19 protein-coding genes and 1 tRNA gene are annotated in these 17,715 nt (G+C 68.0%); 5 read left to right on the top strand and 15 right to left on the bottom strand.

Translation table 11 applies throughout. From position 1 onward, the window contains the following. Positions 1-597, bottom strand: a 597-nt coding sequence (locus FJQ54_RS06205) for an IS4/Tn5 family transposase DNA-binding protein (RefSeq protein ID WP_181160008.1), incomplete at its 3' end; no start/stop codon positions are given. A 385-nt stretch (positions 598-982) separates the two neighbouring features. After that, positions 983-1,059, bottom strand: a tRNA-Arg gene (locus FJQ54_RS06200). A gap of 156 nt (positions 1,060-1,215) precedes the next feature. Between FJQ54_RS06200 and FJQ54_RS06195 the strand changes: the two genes are divergently transcribed. Beyond that, entirely contained in the window at positions 1,216-1,572 is a 357-nt protein-coding gene (locus tag FJQ54_RS06195; RefSeq protein ID WP_207790375.1) for a CidA/LrgA family protein, read from the top strand. Further along, positions 1,569-2,261 carry an LrgB family protein gene (locus FJQ54_RS06190; RefSeq protein ID WP_140927546.1) on the top strand — a complete coding sequence of 231 codons (693 nt, stop codon included), beginning with the start codon at positions 1,569-1,571 and terminating at the stop codon, positions 2,259-2,261. Before FJQ54_RS06195 ends, FJQ54_RS06190 begins: the two co-directional genes overlap by 4 nt. A gap of 4 nt (positions 2,262-2,265) precedes the next feature. On the opposite strand, the gene FJQ54_RS06185 is transcribed toward FJQ54_RS06190, so the two are convergent. The 13 genes from FJQ54_RS06185 to FJQ54_RS06125 all read right to left on the bottom strand — a co-directional run bounded on the left by FJQ54_RS06185 (position 2,266) and on the right by FJQ54_RS06125 (position 14,301). Further along, the gene (locus FJQ54_RS06185; protein WP_140927545.1) at positions 2,266-2,547 is read right to left on the bottom strand and encodes an NADH dehydrogenase ubiquinone Fe-S protein 4; all 282 of its coding nucleotides are present in this window, start codon (positions 2,545-2,547) and stop codon (positions 2,266-2,268) included. A gap of 33 nt (positions 2,548-2,580) precedes the next feature. Continuing rightward, positions 2,581-3,768 carry a M48 family metallopeptidase gene (locus FJQ54_RS06180; protein ID WP_140927544.1) on the bottom strand — a complete coding sequence of 396 codons (1,188 nt, stop codon included), beginning with the start codon at positions 3,766-3,768 and terminating at the stop codon, positions 2,581-2,583. A 124-nt stretch (positions 3,769-3,892) separates the two neighbouring features. Then, the gene (locus FJQ54_RS06175; protein WP_140927543.1) at positions 3,893-4,279 is read right to left on the bottom strand and encodes a hypothetical protein; all 387 of its coding nucleotides are present in this window, start codon (positions 4,277-4,279) and stop codon (positions 3,893-3,895) included. Beyond that, on the bottom strand, positions 4,276-5,607 hold the full coding sequence (gene gspL, locus FJQ54_RS06170; protein WP_140927542.1) for a type II secretion system protein GspL: 1,332 nt from the start codon (positions 5,605-5,607) through the stop codon (positions 4,276-4,278). The genes FJQ54_RS06175 and gspL overlap by 4 nt, the downstream gene beginning before the upstream one ends. After that, positions 5,604-6,521, bottom strand: coding sequence for a type II secretion system minor pseudopilin GspK (gene gspK, locus FJQ54_RS06165; protein ID WP_140927541.1), 918 nt, complete (start codon positions 6,519-6,521; stop codon positions 5,604-5,606). The genes gspL and gspK overlap by 4 nt, the downstream gene beginning before the upstream one ends. Beyond that, positions 6,518-7,084 (bottom strand): GspJ family type II secretion system protein, encoded by a 567-nt coding sequence (locus FJQ54_RS06160; protein WP_181160007.1) that lies wholly within the window; start codon positions 7,082-7,084, stop codon positions 6,518-6,520. The genes gspK and FJQ54_RS06160 overlap by 4 nt, the downstream gene beginning before the upstream one ends. After that, on the bottom strand, positions 7,081-7,521 hold the full coding sequence (gene gspI, locus FJQ54_RS06155; protein WP_268920562.1) for a type II secretion system minor pseudopilin GspI: 441 nt from the start codon (positions 7,519-7,521) through the stop codon (positions 7,081-7,083). The genes FJQ54_RS06160 and gspI overlap by 4 nt, the downstream gene beginning before the upstream one ends. Next, complete coding sequence (gspG, locus tag FJQ54_RS06150; protein ID WP_140927538.1) at positions 7,493-7,918, bottom strand: type II secretion system major pseudopilin GspG; 426 nt, start codon at positions 7,916-7,918, stop codon at positions 7,493-7,495. The genes gspI and gspG overlap by 29 nt, the downstream gene beginning before the upstream one ends. 1 nt (position 7,919) lies before the next feature. Next, positions 7,920-9,062, bottom strand: a complete 1,143-nt coding sequence (locus FJQ54_RS06145) for a type II secretion system F family protein (protein ID WP_140927537.1) — start codon at positions 9,060-9,062, stop codon at positions 7,920-7,922. Continuing rightward, entirely contained in the window at positions 9,059-10,603 is a 1,545-nt protein-coding gene (locus FJQ54_RS06140) for a GspE/PulE family protein (protein ID WP_207790374.1), read from the bottom strand. Before FJQ54_RS06140 ends, FJQ54_RS06145 begins: the two co-directional genes overlap by 4 nt. Positions 10,604-10,605: 2 nt before the next feature. Further along, a complete protein-coding gene (gene gspD, locus FJQ54_RS06135; RefSeq protein WP_140927536.1) occupies positions 10,606-12,684 on the bottom strand; it encodes a type II secretion system secretin GspD in 2,079 nt (692 codons plus the stop codon). After that, positions 12,681-13,313 carry a type II secretion system protein N gene (locus tag FJQ54_RS06130; protein ID WP_235890339.1) on the bottom strand — a complete coding sequence of 211 codons (633 nt, stop codon included), beginning with the start codon at positions 13,311-13,313 and terminating at the stop codon, positions 12,681-12,683. The genes gspD and FJQ54_RS06130 overlap by 4 nt, the downstream gene beginning before the upstream one ends. A 250-nt stretch (positions 13,314-13,563) precedes the next feature. Beyond that, positions 13,564-14,301 (bottom strand): prepilin peptidase, encoded by a 738-nt coding sequence (locus FJQ54_RS06125; protein ID WP_181160005.1) that lies wholly within the window; start codon positions 14,299-14,301, stop codon positions 13,564-13,566. 118 nt (positions 14,302-14,419) lie between these two features. Here FJQ54_RS06125 and FJQ54_RS06120 point away from each other — a divergent pair, with 118 nt between their 5' ends. The 3 genes from FJQ54_RS06120 to FJQ54_RS06110 are packed head-to-tail and all read left to right on the top strand — an operon-like array spanning position 14,420 to position 17,687. Then, positions 14,420-15,097: a hypothetical protein gene (locus FJQ54_RS06120; RefSeq protein WP_140927535.1), complete on the top strand. Its 678-nt coding sequence runs from the start codon at positions 14,420-14,422 to the stop codon at positions 15,095-15,097. After that, positions 15,097-16,107 (top strand): hypothetical protein, encoded by a 1,011-nt coding sequence (locus FJQ54_RS06115; RefSeq protein WP_140927534.1) that lies wholly within the window; start codon positions 15,097-15,099, stop codon positions 16,105-16,107. Before FJQ54_RS06120 ends, FJQ54_RS06115 begins: the two co-directional genes overlap by 1 nt. Further along, positions 16,104-17,687, top strand: a complete 1,584-nt coding sequence (locus FJQ54_RS06110) for a Dyp-type peroxidase (RefSeq protein WP_140927533.1) — start codon at positions 16,104-16,106, stop codon at positions 17,685-17,687. Before FJQ54_RS06115 ends, FJQ54_RS06110 begins: the two co-directional genes overlap by 4 nt. The last annotated feature ends 28 nt before the right edge of the window (positions 17,688-17,715 follow it).

Genomic DNA, 17,715 nt, shown 5'->3' with positions numbered 1-17,715 from the left:
GCCTAGCAGGGTGGTCGATTGACGCATATTCTCGAGCCAGCGGTAGCTCTCCTTCTCCTCGATCGGCACGCGCGTGGGATTGATCCGCCGCTTCAACGCGTTGGCGCCCTTGAACTTGGTGCGGGTCCAGAATTTCGCCGCTGTCAGACCCAGTGGCAATCCCTCAGTCGTGATCGCAAGGCTGGAGTGCATGAGCAGGCCGCAGACCGTATGAAGCCGAAGCCGACCATTCTCATCACGCCGGCTCGGCGCAAGCCCGATGGCGCCAATCGTTTCAGGATTGCGCCTTTGATAGGAGAATTCGGTGGTGTCCTGTAAAACCAGGATGAACCCCTCAAGCGCCGCCGCGCGTGTCCGTGTCGCCTGAAAATGCCCGGCAAGTATGTCTCCCTCGTTCACCGAGCCATTAGACAAAAAACGGTAGGCCGCCTTTGTATTGGCCCAGTCTTGACACGCCATCGGTATCGGTGCGCCAATCGCTCCTGCCATCTGCTTAAGCATCGTTCGAAGCCGTTCGCCCAGTCGCTTATCACGAAAGGCGGCGGGATCGACTTCCCCGTCAGCCCATCCTGCCGCATCGAAAACGGACGTCTCCACGTTGCACCCCGCCAACCGATTCAGGTGCCAGGGAATGAATCATGCTTGATTCCAGACGGGCAATGCTCATGCGGCCAACGGAATCACGCTCGCGACCACTTGTGGGTAATTGAAAGAGCTGCAGCACGGCTATAAGGAAGCCGAGGCGACTGCTGGAACTGGTCGGGAAAGGGCTGATGGATGCCGAGGACGCTTCGATGCGCCAGAAGCTGGAGCTGCCCCTGCGCGCCACAAGCTGCGCCACGGCCCGTCTGATCTGCGTCAGGCCTATATCAGGCTGCTGCTCAACGAGGTCTGCGTCGGCGGCTCCAAAGCCGCACTGGCCGGAAGTGCCGCAACAGGCGTGGCCAAAACCACGTCCATGGTTCTCTCTTGTGTTCGAAAATGGCGCGCCCGGCAGGACTCGAACCTGCGACATTCCGCTTAGAAGGCGGATGCTCTATCCAGCTGAGCTACAGGCGCTGCGCGCATCTCCCTAGCGGATTGCGGGGCGGTTCGGAAAGCCCGCTGCGCCTCCGTTGCTCAAAGCCGGATTTGAATAAGTGGCGGCGGCGTCTATGGCTTCCGGGGTTCGCAACCGTCGGCCGCCTTGGCCCGGAACCGCTGGGGCTGCCCGTCATGATCGATGCCATCGCATTGCTGTTCGTCTGCCAGTTGCTTGGCGAAGCCCTGCACCGGCTGACCGGCCTGCCGCTGCCGGGGCCGGTGATCGGCTTGCTGCTGCTGCTGGGCTGGCTGGCGCTGGTTCGGCGGGAACGGCCGGGGCTGGAGGCCGTGACGGGCTGGCTGACGGCGCATCTGGCGATCCTGTTCGTGCCCGCCGCCGTAGGGGTGATGGAAGAAGGGCAGATCCTCTCCCGCCACGGGCTGGCGCTGGTGCTGGCGACCGTGGTTTCCACCATCCTGACGATGATGGTGACGGTGCTGGTGTTTCGCTGGGCGCTGAAGCGCAGCGGCGCGGACATGCCGCAATGACGGAGCTGCTCGCCACGCCGATCCTGTGGCTTGCGGCCACCCTGCTGTTGTTCGAACTGGCAGACCGGATTTCCCGGCGCAGCAACCGCCATCCCCTGTGCCACCCCGTGCTGCTGGCGACCCCTGTGCTGATCGGCCTGCTGCTGCTCAGCGGCACACCTTACCCCGTTTATCATGAGGCGACGGCGATGTTGACCTTCCTGCTCGGCCCCGCCGTGGTGGGGCTTGCGGTGCCGATCTGGCGGCTGCGCGGACTGATCCGGCGCATGGCCGTGCCGGTTGCGCTGGCGCTGACGGCGGGCGCAGTCACGGCGATCACCAGCGCGGTCGGCATATTGATACTGTTCGGCGCGCCGCGCGAAATCCTCGCCTCCATGGCTCCGCGCGCCACCACCACGCCTGTCGCCATGGCCATGGCGGAGCAGTTGGGCGGAATCCCCGCGCTGGCGGCTGTGATCGTGCTGTTCGCGGGGATCGTCGGCGCGATGACGGCGACCCCGCTGCTCAACCGGATGGGCATCGCCGATTACCGCGCGCGCGGCTTTGCAGTGGGCGTGTCGGCGCATGGCGTCGGCGCGGCGCGGGCGTTTCAGGTGGATGCAACGGCCGGGGCGTTCGCCAGCCTTGGCATGGCGCTGAACGCCATCGCCACCTCCGCCTTGCTGTCAGTTTTCGCGCTGCTGCGCTGAGACTTCAGCGGAAATTATCCGCGTAGCTTTGCAGGATCAGCCGTTTCGCCGGGGCCTGTTCCACCTCCGGCTCGAAGCCTTCGCGCGCGGCATAGGCCAGCGCCGTTTCCAGCGAGGGGAACACCAGCCGCAGCTGGGTTTCGGTGTCACCGCTGCCCACCCAGCCCATCAGCGGATCGGGGCGCTTTTTCTCGACAGGTTCCGGTTCCAGAATCCAGCTGTCTGCCCGGGCCTTGCCGGATTGGGTGGCGGGCGCGCCGCGCTGATAGATTCGGGCCTTTCGCATGGGTGAAGCCCTAGGCGCGGATGGGGGCGGAAATCAACTGCCGCCTTCGTCGCGCGCTGTATCCGGGGTCGACGGATGCGCCGCTTTCCACTCCATCGCCGTGCGCACACGCCGTTCCACCGAAGGGTGATCATAGAACAGGATTTCCTCCAGACGGCCAGGCCGGGGGTAACGATACTCCGCCGTTTTCACCAGCGCGGAAGACAGCGCATCCGGCAGGTTCACCGTTTCCAGGCTGTAACGGTCCGCATCGGCCTCGCTCCAGCGCGAAAAGCTGCTGCTGATCGGCTGGGCCAGCAGCCCGGCAAGGCTGGCGAAGAACAGCAGGATCGGCAGGCCCGCCGGATCGCCGATGCTGGCCTTGCTGCCGAACAGCCGGGCAAGGCGTGGGAACAGCCGATCTGCCAGAAAGAAGAACAGCATCGCCAGCGCACTGAACAGCGCCACGCCGCGCCAAATATGGCCGCTGACGTAATGGCCGATTTCATGGCCCGTCACCGCCTTCACTTCATTCAGATTGGCCCCGTGCAGCGCGACATCGGAAATGGCGATCCGCGCCGAGCCGAACACGCCCGACACATTGGCGGTGAAATTGTTCGATTGGCGCGAGCCATCATAGACGAAAATGCGGTCCGCCGGGATGCCCGCCTTCGCGGCCTGAACCTCCAGCGCGGTGCGAACCTCGCCCGCGGGCAGCGGCTTATACTCGTTGAACAGCGGCTCGATCAGCACCGGGCCTGCCAGCAGCATCAGGGCAATCACCGCCGCCACGAGGCCGCCTGACCAGACCCACCAGCTTTTCCCGGCCTTGCGGATCAGCGTGTAGAGGCCAAGAAAAAACAGCGCCCCGAGCACGATAGAGATGGCGGTGGAAAGCGCCATCTGCCCCAGCCAATCCCCCAGCGGCTGGCTGGTGCGGCCATAGGCCTTCATGCGGAAATAATCGGTGTAAAGCGTCCACGGCAGCGTCAGCAGGCTGCTGAGCGCCAGCACCAGCGCGCTGACAAGGAAGGCTGCCCTCACAGGCTTTCCGCGCAGCCGCAGTTGCAGTCTGTCCGGCAGGCCGGATCGCACGATCAGCCATGTGACCAGCGCGCCGACCAGCACGCCCCACAACAGGATCCAATGCCCGCCCACAGTATAGGCTTCAGCCTTCGCCAGCGCCTCAGGGCCAAGCGAGTCGATGTAGGCGGCCGTCGCCGCTGCCGGATCAAATGACATGGGTTGAGACGCTAGGCCCGATTCGGGGCGTTGGCCAGTGCGGTGGCACGCCATGCGCCAACATCAGGGACCGAGCCGACAGGCGTGATCCGGCGCTGCAACCGGCAGGCCCCGCCCGCAGCCCTCAGCCGCAGGCGCGCATCCCCCCAACCGGCACTGAAACAGACTCCCCGGCGGGTGCGCCCTTGGCATCCACCTGTTCGATCCGCATCGAGCCGGAGGTGATCAGTTGCCCGTTCCGGATCTGGCCACTGCTGGCATATTCCACGTGCAGCGCCACGCGATAGCCATGGCCGCCATATTCGCCCGGCGCGAACTGGGCGATGTCGAACATCTGCTTGCCGCGCCGCATGCGGAGCGTCTGGCTGCTTTCGTCCAGCATGGCGATGCGGAAGGGGGTTTCGGTTTTCGTCCACAGGAAGGTGCGGCAGCGGCCCGGCGCTGCCGCTTGTGGCGGCAGTTCCGTCAGCCCCATCAGCGATGCGGCGGCGGCGGCCAGCACCAGCATCATGGCTTCACCTCCAGCGTGGCCGACAGTGTCTGGTCGGCGTTGCGGGTGATTTCGGCGGCGGAGAAGCGCGCGCCTTTCAGCTCAAGATCGGCGATCAGCGGCAGCAGCGTGGTGGATCGGGCGGCCGGGATAGCGATGCGTCCGCTGGCGGCAGCAGCCGGATCGGCCAGCCCCGCCGTCACCAGCGCCGCGCTCACGTCGGCGGGTTTCATCGCCGGGCCGCGCGCCTTGGCGGATGCCGCCAGCGCGGCGTCCTGCCGGGCGGCGACCAGCCGCAGCATGGCGTGGGACAGGGCCGTGTCGTTGCTGGGACGGCCCGCCACCCGGTCTCCCATCGTCACGATGGTGCCGGCTGCCTCGCTGTGGAACGGCCCGCCCGCCATGCGTGTGGCGGTGATGTTGATGGCGTCGGCCGGGCCGCCCAGCGCGATTCTTAGCGCGCCATCGGGCAGCAGCTTCACACTGTCGAAGCGCGCGCCGGGGATGGATTCAAGGGTGCGCGCGGCGAAGCTCAGCCGCGCGCCCAGCGCGCCGCCTTCGGCTGCCCGGCGGGCTGCGGCCAGCGCTTCGGCCCCGGCTTCGGCGCTGGCGGGGCGCTGCCCCAGCGTCTGCGCGGCCAGTTCGATCACCGCCTGATCATAGGCCGCAACCGCAGCCGCCGCACGGCCCCGGTCGATCAGCACAGGCGCAATCGCCAGCAGCAGCGCCAGCAGAGAGAGCACGCCCGCCCACAGCAGGAAGCGGCGGCTTTTCCACCAGCGCTGCTTCGGCCCGAAATCGCCTTGCATCAGGTCCAGCGGCAGTGTCTCCGGCACGGCGGCGGGCGCGAATTCAGAGAGTTGCACGAACCGCCCCAGCAGGCTGCGCCCGCTGAGCGCAGAGGCAAGCGCCGGTTCCACCAGCCCGGCCAGTTCGTCGGTGCGCAGCAACACGCGGTCGCCAAAGCGGGCCATGCTGGGGCCGGACTCCGGCTCGGCCAGCAGCAGGGCGGCGGGCACGATATGCGCCGGTTCGGCCCCTGCGGCCTTCAGATGCGCGAGATGGTCCGCCATGCGCTGCCGGTCGATCAGCGCGACCCAGCTGTGGCCCGCATCATCCGCCGGGCCGATGGCGATGTGCAGATCCTCCACCGGCTGCGCGGCCAGATCGGTGATGCGCATCACCGCTTCCTCGTGCCGGGCGCGGGCGTCGCCCTCGGCCAGTTGCAGGCGGTGCAACGCGATGTCGTCGCCCGGAAGCACGGCGATCAGCGGGCCGTCCGCATCGGCGTCGGCTGCTTCCGCGCTCAACTGGCGCACGCCGTCCTCGGTTTCCAGCAACAGGGTCATAATGCTCCTTCTACCGGAGCTTCTACGGCACGCCAGCGGGAAGATACCACTGCCGCCGGTTGTTCAAGGGTGTCGATCAACAGCTCGCGCGCCACCCGCGCCCGCGGCGTCTCCGCCACGATGCTCAGCCGCATCCAGCGGGTGGAAGTGCCCATTCGCTCCGCCGCTTCGCCATTCTGATCAAGGTTGCTGCCAGACGAATTCATGAAGTCAGAGGCAGAGCCCCATCCGGCGGCAGGGCGGGCGGCGATGGCGCGGCGCGCTTCGTCCGCGCCCAGCCCCATCCCCGTCAGCAGCGGGGCCTGCGCGGCGGTCAGGCTGTTGATATTCACCGCGCTGTTTTCGCGGCTGGGCAGCGCACACAGCAGCGGCCCGGCCAGCGCCCAATGCTTCGCCGTCACGCCGGGGATGGCGGCCCATTCGCTGGCGTCAGCCCACAACTGCCCAGTCTGCGCCAGCCGCGCGGCGGTGGCCTGCGCGATCGTGTTGGCCTCCAAGGTCGGGATGCCCGTCGCCACCAGCAGCCGGGCGAAATCCTGCGGGCGGGAGGCGGCGGGCACCTCGCCGGTGCTGGTGCGCGCGGGCGGGCGAGCGAGGCTGTTCAGGTTGAAACAATTGCCGCCATCGGCAAAACGCGCCTCCACCGTGCCGCCCTGCAGCTCCAGCTTCAGCGGCTCCGTCAGCAGTTCGGGGTTCGTGCGCGCCCGCGCCTTCAACTGGCCGATCACCGAAACCGCCGCCGTGCCGCCCGCGCCCGCCAGCAACTGCGCCTCCGCCTGCGTCTGCGCCTCGCTGATCCGGTCCCCGGCGGCCTTCAACCGGGATAGCCCCATGGTCGCGAAGCCCGCCAGCAACACCACCATCGCCAGCACAGCCAGCAACGCCGCACCGCGTTCGGATGCGGGGGCCTTCATGCCGCCACCAGAAATTTCAGCGTGACCGGCACACCGCCCGCGCGGATCAGCGTCATCTCCACCGCGCGCGGCAATTCCTCGGGTTGGCGCGGAGCCCAGTCGTCGCGCCAGCCGTTGCGGTCTGCCACGCGGATGCGCACGGCGGATATGCCCTCCAGCATCGCCAGCGGCTCGCCGGGCGGCGCGCCGTCGATGGCAGGGAAGGGCTGGCGCAGCAGTTGCCCGTCCACCACCCCCCACGCCACCTTCTCAATCCCCGGCAGCACATCGCCCGCGCGGTATCGCACCAATACAAAACCATCGGGTGTCAGGGTGAAGGCGGGCATCGGGCTGCCGTCTGCGGCAAGGCTGGGCCGCTCAGCCGCCTGCCCCAGATCGGCGGCCAGCACGGAGCGGGTGCGGTCCAGATCGGAAAGGGCGGCCAGCGCCGTGCTGGAGGCGGCGAAGCTGCGCGTCGCCCCCACCGTCATTGCCGTCGCGATACTGGCGATGATGCTGAAGATCAGCAGCGACACCAGCATCTCCACCAGCGTGAAGCCGTTCGGGCGAGCACTGCGCCTCATCGCTGGCTCACCACGGGCGGGGTGCCGCGCGGGCGCAGCAGGCTGCGGGTGGCGATGGGTTCTCCCCCCTCCGTCGCGCTGACGGCCACATCCAGCCGCACAAGGTCCGGCATCAGCACCGGGTCCGGCGCGGGTTGCGGCGTCACCTGCCAATACCATGGCCGCCCGGCCACTTCCGTCACGCCGGTTGTGGCGGCGGCGGGCGCGGCCGGGGCCACCAGCAGGTCGATCGCCAGATTGTCCGCCGCCAGCCGCCCGGCTGCGCCCACCGCCAGAGAGGCGGTGCTGCGCATCTGGAAACTCTGAAACCGCGCCAGCGTCAGCCCGACAAGGCTGAGGATCAGCATGGCGACCAGCATTTCAACGAGTGTGAATCCGGCCTCCGCCGACTTCACACGCGTGAAACGCCTATTTCGTGTCAGAGCGCAGGTCCGCATTCTCACCGTCGCCGCCTTCCGCGCCATCGGCGCCCAGCGAATAGACGACATAGGGCTGCCCGTTCGCCCCCGGCACGGCATAGCCATAGGGCTTGCCCCACGGATCGTTCGGCAGATTCTTCAGCTTCGCCCCCATCGGCCCGGGCGCGGCCAGCACCGCCAACCCTTCCTCGGGCGTGGGATAGCGGCCCGCATCAATGCGCCAGAACTCCAGCCCCTGCTCGATCAGCGCGATATCGGCCTGCGCCTTCTGCACCTGCGCCCGGCCCTGCATCGGCAGCACGTTGATCACCACCACGGTCGTCAGCAGGCCGATGATCGCCAGCACGACCAGCAGTTCCACAAGCGTGAAGCCCTGCTCCGATTGCGGGCGGCGGCGGATGGCGGGGGCAGACATGTCAATGGGCTCCAAGCGGTGCACCGGCTAGGGTGTTGAGTTCAAGGATGGGCAGCAGCACGGCAAGGATGATCACACCCACCATGCCGCCCAGTATCACGATGATGGCCGGTTCCGCCAGCGCCAGAAGCGTCCGGCTGCGGTCGGACAATTGCCGGTCGAGGCTGGTCGCCGCCGAATCGAGCAGCGGGGCCAGCCGCCCGGAACTTTCGCCCGATTGCACCAGAGACACCAGCAGCCCCGGCGGGTTCGGCAACAGCGGCAGCGTGGCGGAAAGGGAGGTGCCCGCCCGCACCTGCGCCACCATCTTCGTCGTCGCCTCGCGCCATGCGCTGTTGCCCAGCGTCGGCGCGGTGATCTGCAACGCCTCCGCCAGCGGCAGCCCCGCCCCCAGCATGGTGGCGAGCAGGCGCGACCAGCGCACCGCCTCCAGCGCGGACAGCCAGCCGCCCACGCCGGGCAGGCCCAGCAGCCAGCGGTCCATCTTCAGCCGGTTGTCCGGCTGCTTGCGCCACTGCCAGAGCGCCGCCGCCGCCAGCAGCGGGATCGCCAGCATCAGCCACCACCATCGCTGCACGAAGCCGGAAATGGCAAGGATGATGCGCGTCAGCAGCGGCAGCGGCTGGCCCGATCCCGTCAGCTGCTCGGCGATGGCCGGCACCACGAACAGCAGCATGGCCACGATCACCCCCAGCGCCACCAGCATCAGCAGCGCCGGATAGGCGAGCGAGGCGATCAGCCGCGAGCGCAGCGCCACCTGCGCTTCCAGCGTATCCGCCAGCCGGTTCAGCAGCAGCGGCAACCGGCCGGATGCCTCGCCCGCCGCCACGGTGGATTTCACTTCCGGCGGGAAGGCGGAGGCGGGCAGGGCGGCGGCCAGCGAACTGCCCGCCTGCAACGCCCGGTTCGTGCGTTGCAGCACCAGCCGCTCATTCTCTTTCCCCGGCTGGCGCGCCAGCGTGGCGACCGCGTCGGAAATGGGCATCACGGCGGCGAGCGTCGCCATCTGCCGGATCAATGTCGCCCGCGCCTGCGCCCCCAGCTTCGGTGCGGTGGGATCGGCTTTCTGGCCGCCGATCTGGATTGGCCGCTTCCAGAAGGGCAGCTGCTCAGCGCCCTTCGCGGCCTTCAGCGGCGCGTTCACGGCCTGTCAGACCGGATCGCCGCCGGGTCGATCCCGCCCGCCACGCCCGCATGGCTCAGGTCCCGCGCGGGTTCGCCCTGAAATAGCGGCAGCACTTCGGTGGGGGTGGTGCGACGCGCCCGCACGGCCTCGCGCGCGGATTCCTTCAGGCTGCGGTGCAGGCCCGCCGCTTCCAGCCGCCCTTCGCCCGCGCCTTCGTTGATCAGATTGCGCACCGGCCCATCCGCCGTGATCAGCTCGAACAGCCCGCGCCGCTTCAGATAGCCGGTCTGGCGGCAGCTGGGGCAGCCGTTCGCCTTCGCCACCGGAATGCCCGCCGGAAGCCCCAGCCGCCCGGCCAGCGGTGCCGCGAGCGGCTCCTCGCCCACGCACACCGGGCACACCTGCCGGGCGAGCCGCTGCGCCACCACCGCGCGCAGCGTGGCGGCGATCAGGAAGGTCTCCACCCCGAAATCGCGCAGCCGGGTGATGGCCCCGGCCGCTGAATTGGCGTGCACGGTGGACAGCACGAGGTGCCCCGTCAGCGCCGCCTGCACGGCGATCTCCGCCGTCTCGCGGTCGCGGATTTCCCCCACCATCACCACGTCCGGGTCTTGCCGCAGGATGGCGCGCAACCCCTGCGCGAAGGTCAGGCCCACGCGGGTGTCCACCTGCGTCTGCCCCACGCCGGGCACGGCATATTCCACCGGGTCTTCCACGGTCAGGATGTTGCGCTTGCCGTCGTTCAGCAGCTTCAGCGCGGCGTACAGCGTGGTGGTTTTCCCAGCCCCCGTCGGCCCCGTCACCAGCACGATTCCGTTCGGCGCGCCCAGCGCCTCGGTCAGCGCGCCCAGCGTCGTCGGGTCCAGCCCAAGGTCAGTCAGCTCCAGCCCCACCGAGGACTGGTCGAGAATCCGCATCACCACCCGCTCACCGCCGCGCGCGGGCAGGGTGGAAACCCGCACGTCCAGCGCGCGCGCGCCCAGCGTCAGCGAAATCCGCCCGTCCTGCGGCAGGCGTTTCTCCGCGATATCCAGCCGCGCCATCACCTTCACCCGGCTGACGAGCATCGGCGCCACCTGCGCGGGGAGGCGCAGCACTTCCTCCATCACCCCGTCTCGCCGCAGCCGAACAGCCATGCCATCTTCTTGGGGTTCAAGGTGAATATCGGAGGCACCCTGCTGCACCGCCTGCGCCACCAGCGCGTTGATCAGCCGGATCACCGGCGCGGCGTCGTCATTGTCCAGCAAGTCGGCGGTGTCGCGCGCCAGCGTGGCGAGGTTGGACGAAGCCGCCGCATCGGCCGCCGCCGAAAGCCCGTCGGTTGCATAGGTTTCAGACAGCAGCCGGTCGAACGCCTCGTCGCTGAGCGTGTCGATCTGGATCGGCTGCCCCGCCACCCGCCGCGCTTCCAGCAGGGCGGCGGGCTTCGCCCCGCGCCGCACCGCCAGCCGCCCGCTGCCGGGCGCGATCAGCACGCCCTGCGCGCGGGCAAAGGCATAGGGCAGCAGCAGCAGAGGCCCCATCCTCGGCCCGCCTGCCGTGGGGGGCGTTTCCGCCATGCTCAGCGCTTCTTCTGAACGGGCGCGGGGGCCGGCTGTGCTGTCGCTGCGGGCGGCGGGAACGGCGCGGGCTTGTAGGGCGGCGCCACCCGTAGATAATCCCACGCCATCGCATCGAGCGAACTGAAGCCCAGCATCGCCTCCTGCGATTCGCGGATGCTGTCCCAGCGGTTCGCCGTCACCGCGTCGCCATCCGCCTGCGAGCGGATGATGGTGGGGCGGATGAAGATCATCAGATTGGTTTTCACCCGGCTTTTGCCGGTGGAACGGAAGAACACGCCCAGCCCCGGAATATCCCCCAACAGGGGAATTTTCTGCAGCGATTTCCGTTCATTGTCGTCCAGCAGGCCGCCCAGCGCCAAGATCTGCCCGTCGCCCACCGTCACGGCGGTTTCCAGCTCGCGCTTGTTCAGGATGAAATCCGTGTCCGCCACCGTCGCGGCGATGGAGGAGACGATCTGGTTGATCGTCAGCGTCACCGTGCCGCCCGCGTTGATCTGCGGCTTCACCGCCAGCTGGATGCCCACATCCTGCCGCGACACCGTGCGGAAGCTGTTGTCCAGATTGTTGCCCAGCGCTTCGCCGGTGGTCACCGGGATTTCCTGCCCCACCAGAATCCGCGCGGGCTGATTGTCCAGCGTCAGGATCGAAGGGGTGGAGAGCACGTTGGAATTCACGTCGCTTTTCACGGCGTTGATGACGAAGCCGAAAATCGTGTTGCCCGCAAGACTGGCGATGCCGGAAGTGAGGCCCGTGGTGCCCAGCAAAGAGGTGACGGCGGCCTCCTTGAACTGGTCCGCCGCGTCGCCGGTGATCACGCCCTTTTCCGCCGCCACCGCGCCCGCAATCGCCAGCAGATTGGGGGCCGCGTTGGAGAAGTTGGAGGAGATCAGCGGCACGGTGCCGTCTTTCCCGGCCAGCATGAACTGCACGCCCAGCTGCCGCGCCGCCGTGTCGGAAATCTCCACGATGATCGCTTCCACCTGCACCTGCGCGCGGCGGGTATCCAGCTGGCGGATCACCTCACCCAACTCGCGCTGGATTTCCGGCGGGGCCGCGATGATCAGCGCGTTCGCGCCTTCATAACGGGTGATGATAGCGCGGCGGCGGCTGTTCCCGGCGGCCACCCCCACATTGGCGGCCGTGGCGGCAACCGGCGCGGCGGCGGCCTGTTGCTGCGCCTGCTGCTGGCGGTTGCCGAACGGCGTGCCCGCCAGCCCCTGAATCCCCGTGCTGCTCTGCACCGGCGTCGGCGTCTGCCCCATCAGCTGTTGCAGCACCGGCATCACCGCGCTGGCATCGGCATGCTGCAGGAAGATCACCCGCGATTCCGACCCGCCCGCCGCCTTCTGATCCAGATCGCGGGCGATCTTCGCCACCCGCGCCACCTGCGTCTGCTCGCCCCGGATGGCGATCGCGTTGGAGGCATCCACCGGCACCACGGACACCGCCGTCGCCGTGGCGCCATCGGTGCCGCCCGGCTGCCGCACCAATTGCTGCAACGACGTGGCGAGATCGCGCGCCCCGGCGTTGCGCAACTGCACCACCTGCGTGGTGGAGCGGTCGCGGTCCACGTCGCGCAGCACCTGCCGCGCGCGGCTGATATTGTCGGCGAAGTCCGTGACGATCACGGCATTGCCCGCGCGGTTGGCCGAAGCTGAGCCATTGCGGCTGAGCACCGGGCGCAGCGAATCGACCGCCTGCTGTGCGTCGATATTGGTCAGCTGGATCACCGCCGTGGAAAAGCGCGCGCCGCCCACACCGGCCCCGGCCTCGGCCGGCTGGACGCGATATTGCCCCGTGCCGGACGGCACCGCGACATAGCCATTGGCCCTCAGCGTCGCCAGAAACAGCTCGAAATACTGGCTGCGCCCCAACGGCTTTTCGGACACCACCGAAACCTTGCCCTGCACGCGCGGGTCGATCACGAAGGTCGCGCCCGTCACCCGCGCCACATCGTCGATGAAGGCGCGGATATCGGCTTCGCGCAGGTTCACCGTCGTCTGCGCGGGCGAGGGCATCGCCGCCATCAGCGCGATTGCGGCCACGGCATGCCGCCACAGAGGGATGCCGCGCCTCATGGCTGCGGCTCGTCCGCCTGTTGCGCCTGCTGCCGAACGGCGCGCGCGGGGGCGGGTTGCTCATCCTCGTCTCCGGGCATCACCGAAGGCGGCGCGTTTTCCGGGGTCAGCCCTTCACCGCTTCCATTGCCTGCCCCAGCCTGCTGCCGCGACATACCGGGCGGCGGCGGGGGCGGGCCGGGATCGAAGCGCTGCACCGCTTCCCCGCCGCCCGAATCCAGCCACAGGGCCTCGCGCGTGCCGCCACGTTCCAGCACCACATGATCCGCAGCGATAGCCGCCAGCGACACGCCGTCGGCAAGGGTTTCGCCCACGGCATAGACCTTCTGCATCCCGTCTCCGCCCGCGATGATCGCGCTGCCCCGGCCCGTCGCCGAATCGGCGCGCACGCCGTGCAGGGTGAAGGGCAGGGCGGTTACCGGCAGGCCCTCCCCGCTGTCTGCGCGGGCGGGGAAGAAGGGATCGAATCGCGCCAGCAGCGCCCGGTCTGCCAGCCATGGGGCCTGAAACGGCGGCGCCGAGGGGAAGGGTTTCGTGGCCAGCGCCACCGCGCGCCAGCCCAGCGCCAGCACAACCAGCAGCAGCAGGCCCAGAAGCAAATGGCCCGGATTGAATCGCGATGCCGTCACGCCGAAAACCCGGAATCGGTTACGCCGGAACCCGCCCGGAGAGATACGCCCAACAGGCCGGAATGGTTGCACGGAAACAGAGTCAAACTGGCCTCAAGGCTCGATTTTCGGGATGCCGAAGCCCATGGCGTAAGGCTGTTACCGATTCGTTTCAAGCGCTTGTCCCCCACCCTCTGCTCCGCTTATCCGATTCCTAACCGATTCAAACGACTGCATTTGCCGCCACTCAGACAGCCGCCGTCGCGGCAAACTAAACAGCCGCCGTCGCGGCCAGCCAGATCGGAAACCCGGCCAGAGCCAGACAGGCCCCGAACGGCACCCGCAACGGCCCATCCGCGCTGCTCTCTCCGCGCCAGCGGGAAACGCCCGCGAACAACAGCCCCGCCACAGAGGCCAGCAACAGCAACGGCCCGATCCAAATGAAGCTTAACCATGCGCCCAGCGCCGCCATCAGCTTCACATCGCCCATCCCCAGCCCTTCTCGCCCACGAATGGCGCGATAGCCCAGCGCCAGCGCCCACAGCGCCCCACCGCCAATGGCCGCTCCCAGCAGCCGATCCGGGAAACTGCCCACACCGCCCGCCAGCCCCAGCGCCAGCAGCGGCAGCGTCAGCCTGTCGGGCAGCCAGTAATGCTCAAGGTCCAGCGCCAGCAGCGCCAGCAGCCCCCAGCCCAGCAACGCCCCCCACAGCCCCTGCGGCCCCGGCACCGCCACGAACGCCAGCGCCCCGATCAGCGCGGCGGCCGCCTCGAACGCCGGATGCGTGCGGTCGATTGCGCCGCCACAGGCCCGGCAGCGCCCGCGCAGCCAGAGGAATCCGAAAAGCGGAACCAGATCGAACCAGTTCACCACCGCGCCGCAATGATCGCAGCGGGACCGCCCCGACAGCGGCTCGCCGCGCGGCCAGCGCAGCACCAAGGTCGCCAGAAAAGACCCGGCGATCAGCCCCAGCAGGGCGCCCAGACTCGGCCAGATCAGCATCGCCATCCGGCACGCGTCCGGTAGGGCGCGGCAAATGTAAAGGCCGGGAAAGGTCCGGCCCGACTTGCAACACTGTTAATATCCGTCAATAAACCGGCCGGGGTCAGATCGGGGGGATAGCAACGTGTCGAACGTCGCCGGCAAGGCCTATGCGATGAACGTGGTCACACCCATGCGCCCGGGGCTGGGCAGCCGGGTGAACCATTTCCTGTTCTACGCGGCGCGCGCGCTGCCGGAACGGCTGATGGGCCTGCTGGGGCTGTCCATCATCCATTTCGCCCGATGGGTGATCGTGAAGCAGGATGAATGGCCCGATCTCGGCCAGCCGAAAGAGGAATTGCTGAACGATTACACGATCTTCATTTCCAACTTCAACGGCACCTGGGATCAGTATATCGATGCCTTCGCCGATGGCCTGCCGTCGGGGCTGGACCTTTTCTGGTATGCCGCCACCAAATATCCGAAGTCGATTCCGGTCAGCCCGTTCAAGGCCTATATCCGCGCCAACCAGATCGACACCGATCATTATTACAACGCCACCCCGGGCGCGGCGCAACGCGACATCAAGGCGGCGCTGAGGGTCAGGCGCGCGGTGCTGCGGCTGGAACAGGCGCATGCCGCCGGGCCGGATGCGTTCAAGGCCGCATGGGCGAAGGAATTGCGCACAATCCAGAACGATCTCGGCTCGCCCGGCTTCGCCCCCGTCGCCTCCAACGACACCGCCCGCGCCGATCTGAATCGCCAGCCCCTCGTGCTGGCGCGCTGGGCCCCGCGCGGCGGCGCGAAAACGGGAGACAAATAATGCCCAACATAGACGGCGGCCATTATTTCCTCACCCTGCTTGCCCCGGTGAAAACCGGCGAGCCGGTGACGGACGGCGGCGTGGTGACGACGCACGGCAATCTGCTGCGCGAGGAACTGGCAAATCTGCCCACCGCGATGCAAAGCCCGGTCTCCATCGACACCGGGCTGATCAGCCCGTTCGCCCGCTGCCGCCGCACGCATTTCCTGCGGCTGTTCGTGATCGATCAGCCGATGTTCAACGGCCGCGATTCGATTGATCCGCTGTGGAACATCATCAAGAAACGCGATCAACTGGTGCATCAGCCGTTCGACACGCTGTCCCGGCCATGGCTGGTGCTCTCCGCCGATTTCGACCTTCGCCCCAACGAGCCGGACCAAGGCCTGCGCAGCTGGGCCGAAGCGCTATGGACCCGCACGGAAGCGGAAATGCGCGCCATCTTCACCCACTGCCACGGCTTTGAAGATGTGAACTCCGCCAGCCAGTTCGCCGATTATGTCGCGCGCTGTCAGGTGGAAACCACCATGAGCTTCAACGATTACTGGCCCGAACGCCCGCCGCTGAAGGGGCCGTCGCTGAACGGCCTGCTGGCGCGCGCGCTGGCCCCGGCGGTGGTGCTGGCGGCTCTCGCGCTGCTGCTCGGCTGGGGCTGGTGGGCGCTGCCCGTCGCGCTGATCGGCCTTGTGCTCGGCATCGGGCTCGTGCTGCGGATGCTGTGGACGAAGGGCAAGGCTCCGTTCCCGCCTGCGCCAGACAGCGATCTGCCCAGCGTGCTGAAGGCGCTGCACGTGCAACAGCGCTTCGCCTTCTTCGCCGAAGCCGTGCAGGGGATGGAGGCGGATGCGCTGCACAACAGCTTCGGCCAGTGGCTGGCGGGCGTCCGCCCCGCAGATGTCGAAAGCCCCACACAGGCCCCCGGCGTGATCCGCTCTGACGGGGTGCAGCTGGAACGCCCTGAACTGGTGACAGACAAACAGGTGGACGCGCAAGGAAAGGCCATGACGCTGTGAGTGCTCCGCTTCCCGTCGAGCTGGAACTGGGCGACCTGCAGGGCGGAATCCTCTCCGCCTATGGCAAGCTGGGGTTCCCCAAGGCGCGTTACATCCTGTTCCATGTGGAAACCCCCAAGGGCGGCCGCGCCTTCGTAGAGGCGCTGCGCCCGAAGATCACCACCGCCCGGCGCTGGCCCAGCAGCAAGGGCATTTCCACCGGCAGCAGCCCCGTCAGCCGCCCGGATTGCACGCTGAACATCGCCTTCACCTTCTGGGGCCTGTTCGCGCTGGATGTGCCCACCCGCACCCTGCGCGGCCTGCCGGACGAGTTCATCGACGGCATGGGCGTGCGCGCGCCGATTTTGGGCGATGATGTGCAGGACAATGGCGCAGACCATTGGGACGACGTGTGGAAACCCGGCCTGCCCAAGCCGCACATCCTGATCATGCTGAACGCCCGGGCCGATGCAGACGGCAACCCGCTGCCTGCGCTGGCGGACATGACGGACTTCGTTCTGAAGGCCGCCGCCGCCAATGGCGTCACCCTGCTGCAAGGCCATAAGGGCGACGATCCGCGTTGGCAGGACCTCTCCGCCATCTATGCGCTGGGCGCAGACGGCAAGCCGCAGCCGCAACCCACCGAACATTTCGGCTTCGTCGACGCCATCGGAGACCCGGTGTTCGAAGGCCAATATCCCGGCGGCGAGGAAAAGCTGCGCTGCGTGGGGCAGGGCGCGGTGGACGGAAAGGGCAATTGGCGGCCGCTGGCGCCGGGCGAATTCATCCTGGGCTGGACAGACGAGGCGCAAGAGGTCGCGGGCGGGGCGATGCCGCTGGATTTCAGCCGCAACGGCAGCTTCTTCGCCTATCGCAAGCTGCACCAGCATCTGGACGCGTGGGACGATTGGGTCGCCGCGCGCGCGAAGGATCTGGCCGCCACATGGGAGATCGCAGACCTGCCCACGGCCATCGCCCTGTTGAAGGCGAAGATGGCCGGGCGCTGGCCCGATGGCGTGCCGCTGCTGCTGGCCCCTACGCCCGCAGCCCATGCGGCGTTCAACCAACGCCTTGCACCCGGCAGCAAGGAATGGCTGGCAGCCATCACCCATTTCGGCTTTCTGGACGATCTGGACGGCGCGAAATGCCCCGTCACCTCGCACATCCGCCGCGCCAACACGCGGGACATGCTGGACCCGTTGTGGGATCAGGGCGCAGACAGGCGAATGGGCTCCGCACTGAACAACCGCCGCCGCATCCTGCGCCGCGGCCTGCCCTATGGCGAGGCGGGGCGGGCGGATTCCGAACATGGAATCGTGCTGCTCGCGCATTGCGCCAGCCTGTTCCGCCAGTTCGAATTCGTGCAGCAGCAGTGGATGAACTACGGCCTCGATTTCAACGCCGGGAACGATAGCTGCCCCATCGTCGGCACCCACCCGCCCGGCGCGCGCTTCGTGATCGCCGCCCCGGACGACAGCAAGCCGCCCTTCATCGCCTCGGGCATCCCGCAGTTCGTCAGCACGCGCGGCGGGGAGTATTTCTTCGCCCCTTCGATGACGGCGCTCAGGATGATCGGCACTGGTGTCGTCGACCCGACTTGACGGGGCGCGCAGAAAGGGGCGTCGACCC

Origin of the sequence: Sandaracinobacter neustonicus (assembly GCF_006385875.1) — a bacterium.
Lineage (GTDB): Bacteria > Pseudomonadota > Alphaproteobacteria > Sphingomonadales > Sphingomonadaceae > Sandaracinobacteroides > Sandaracinobacteroides neustonicus.
The sequence above is the reverse complement of the archived record's forward strand: the minus strand, read 5'-3'. Positions and strand labels throughout refer to the sequence as shown.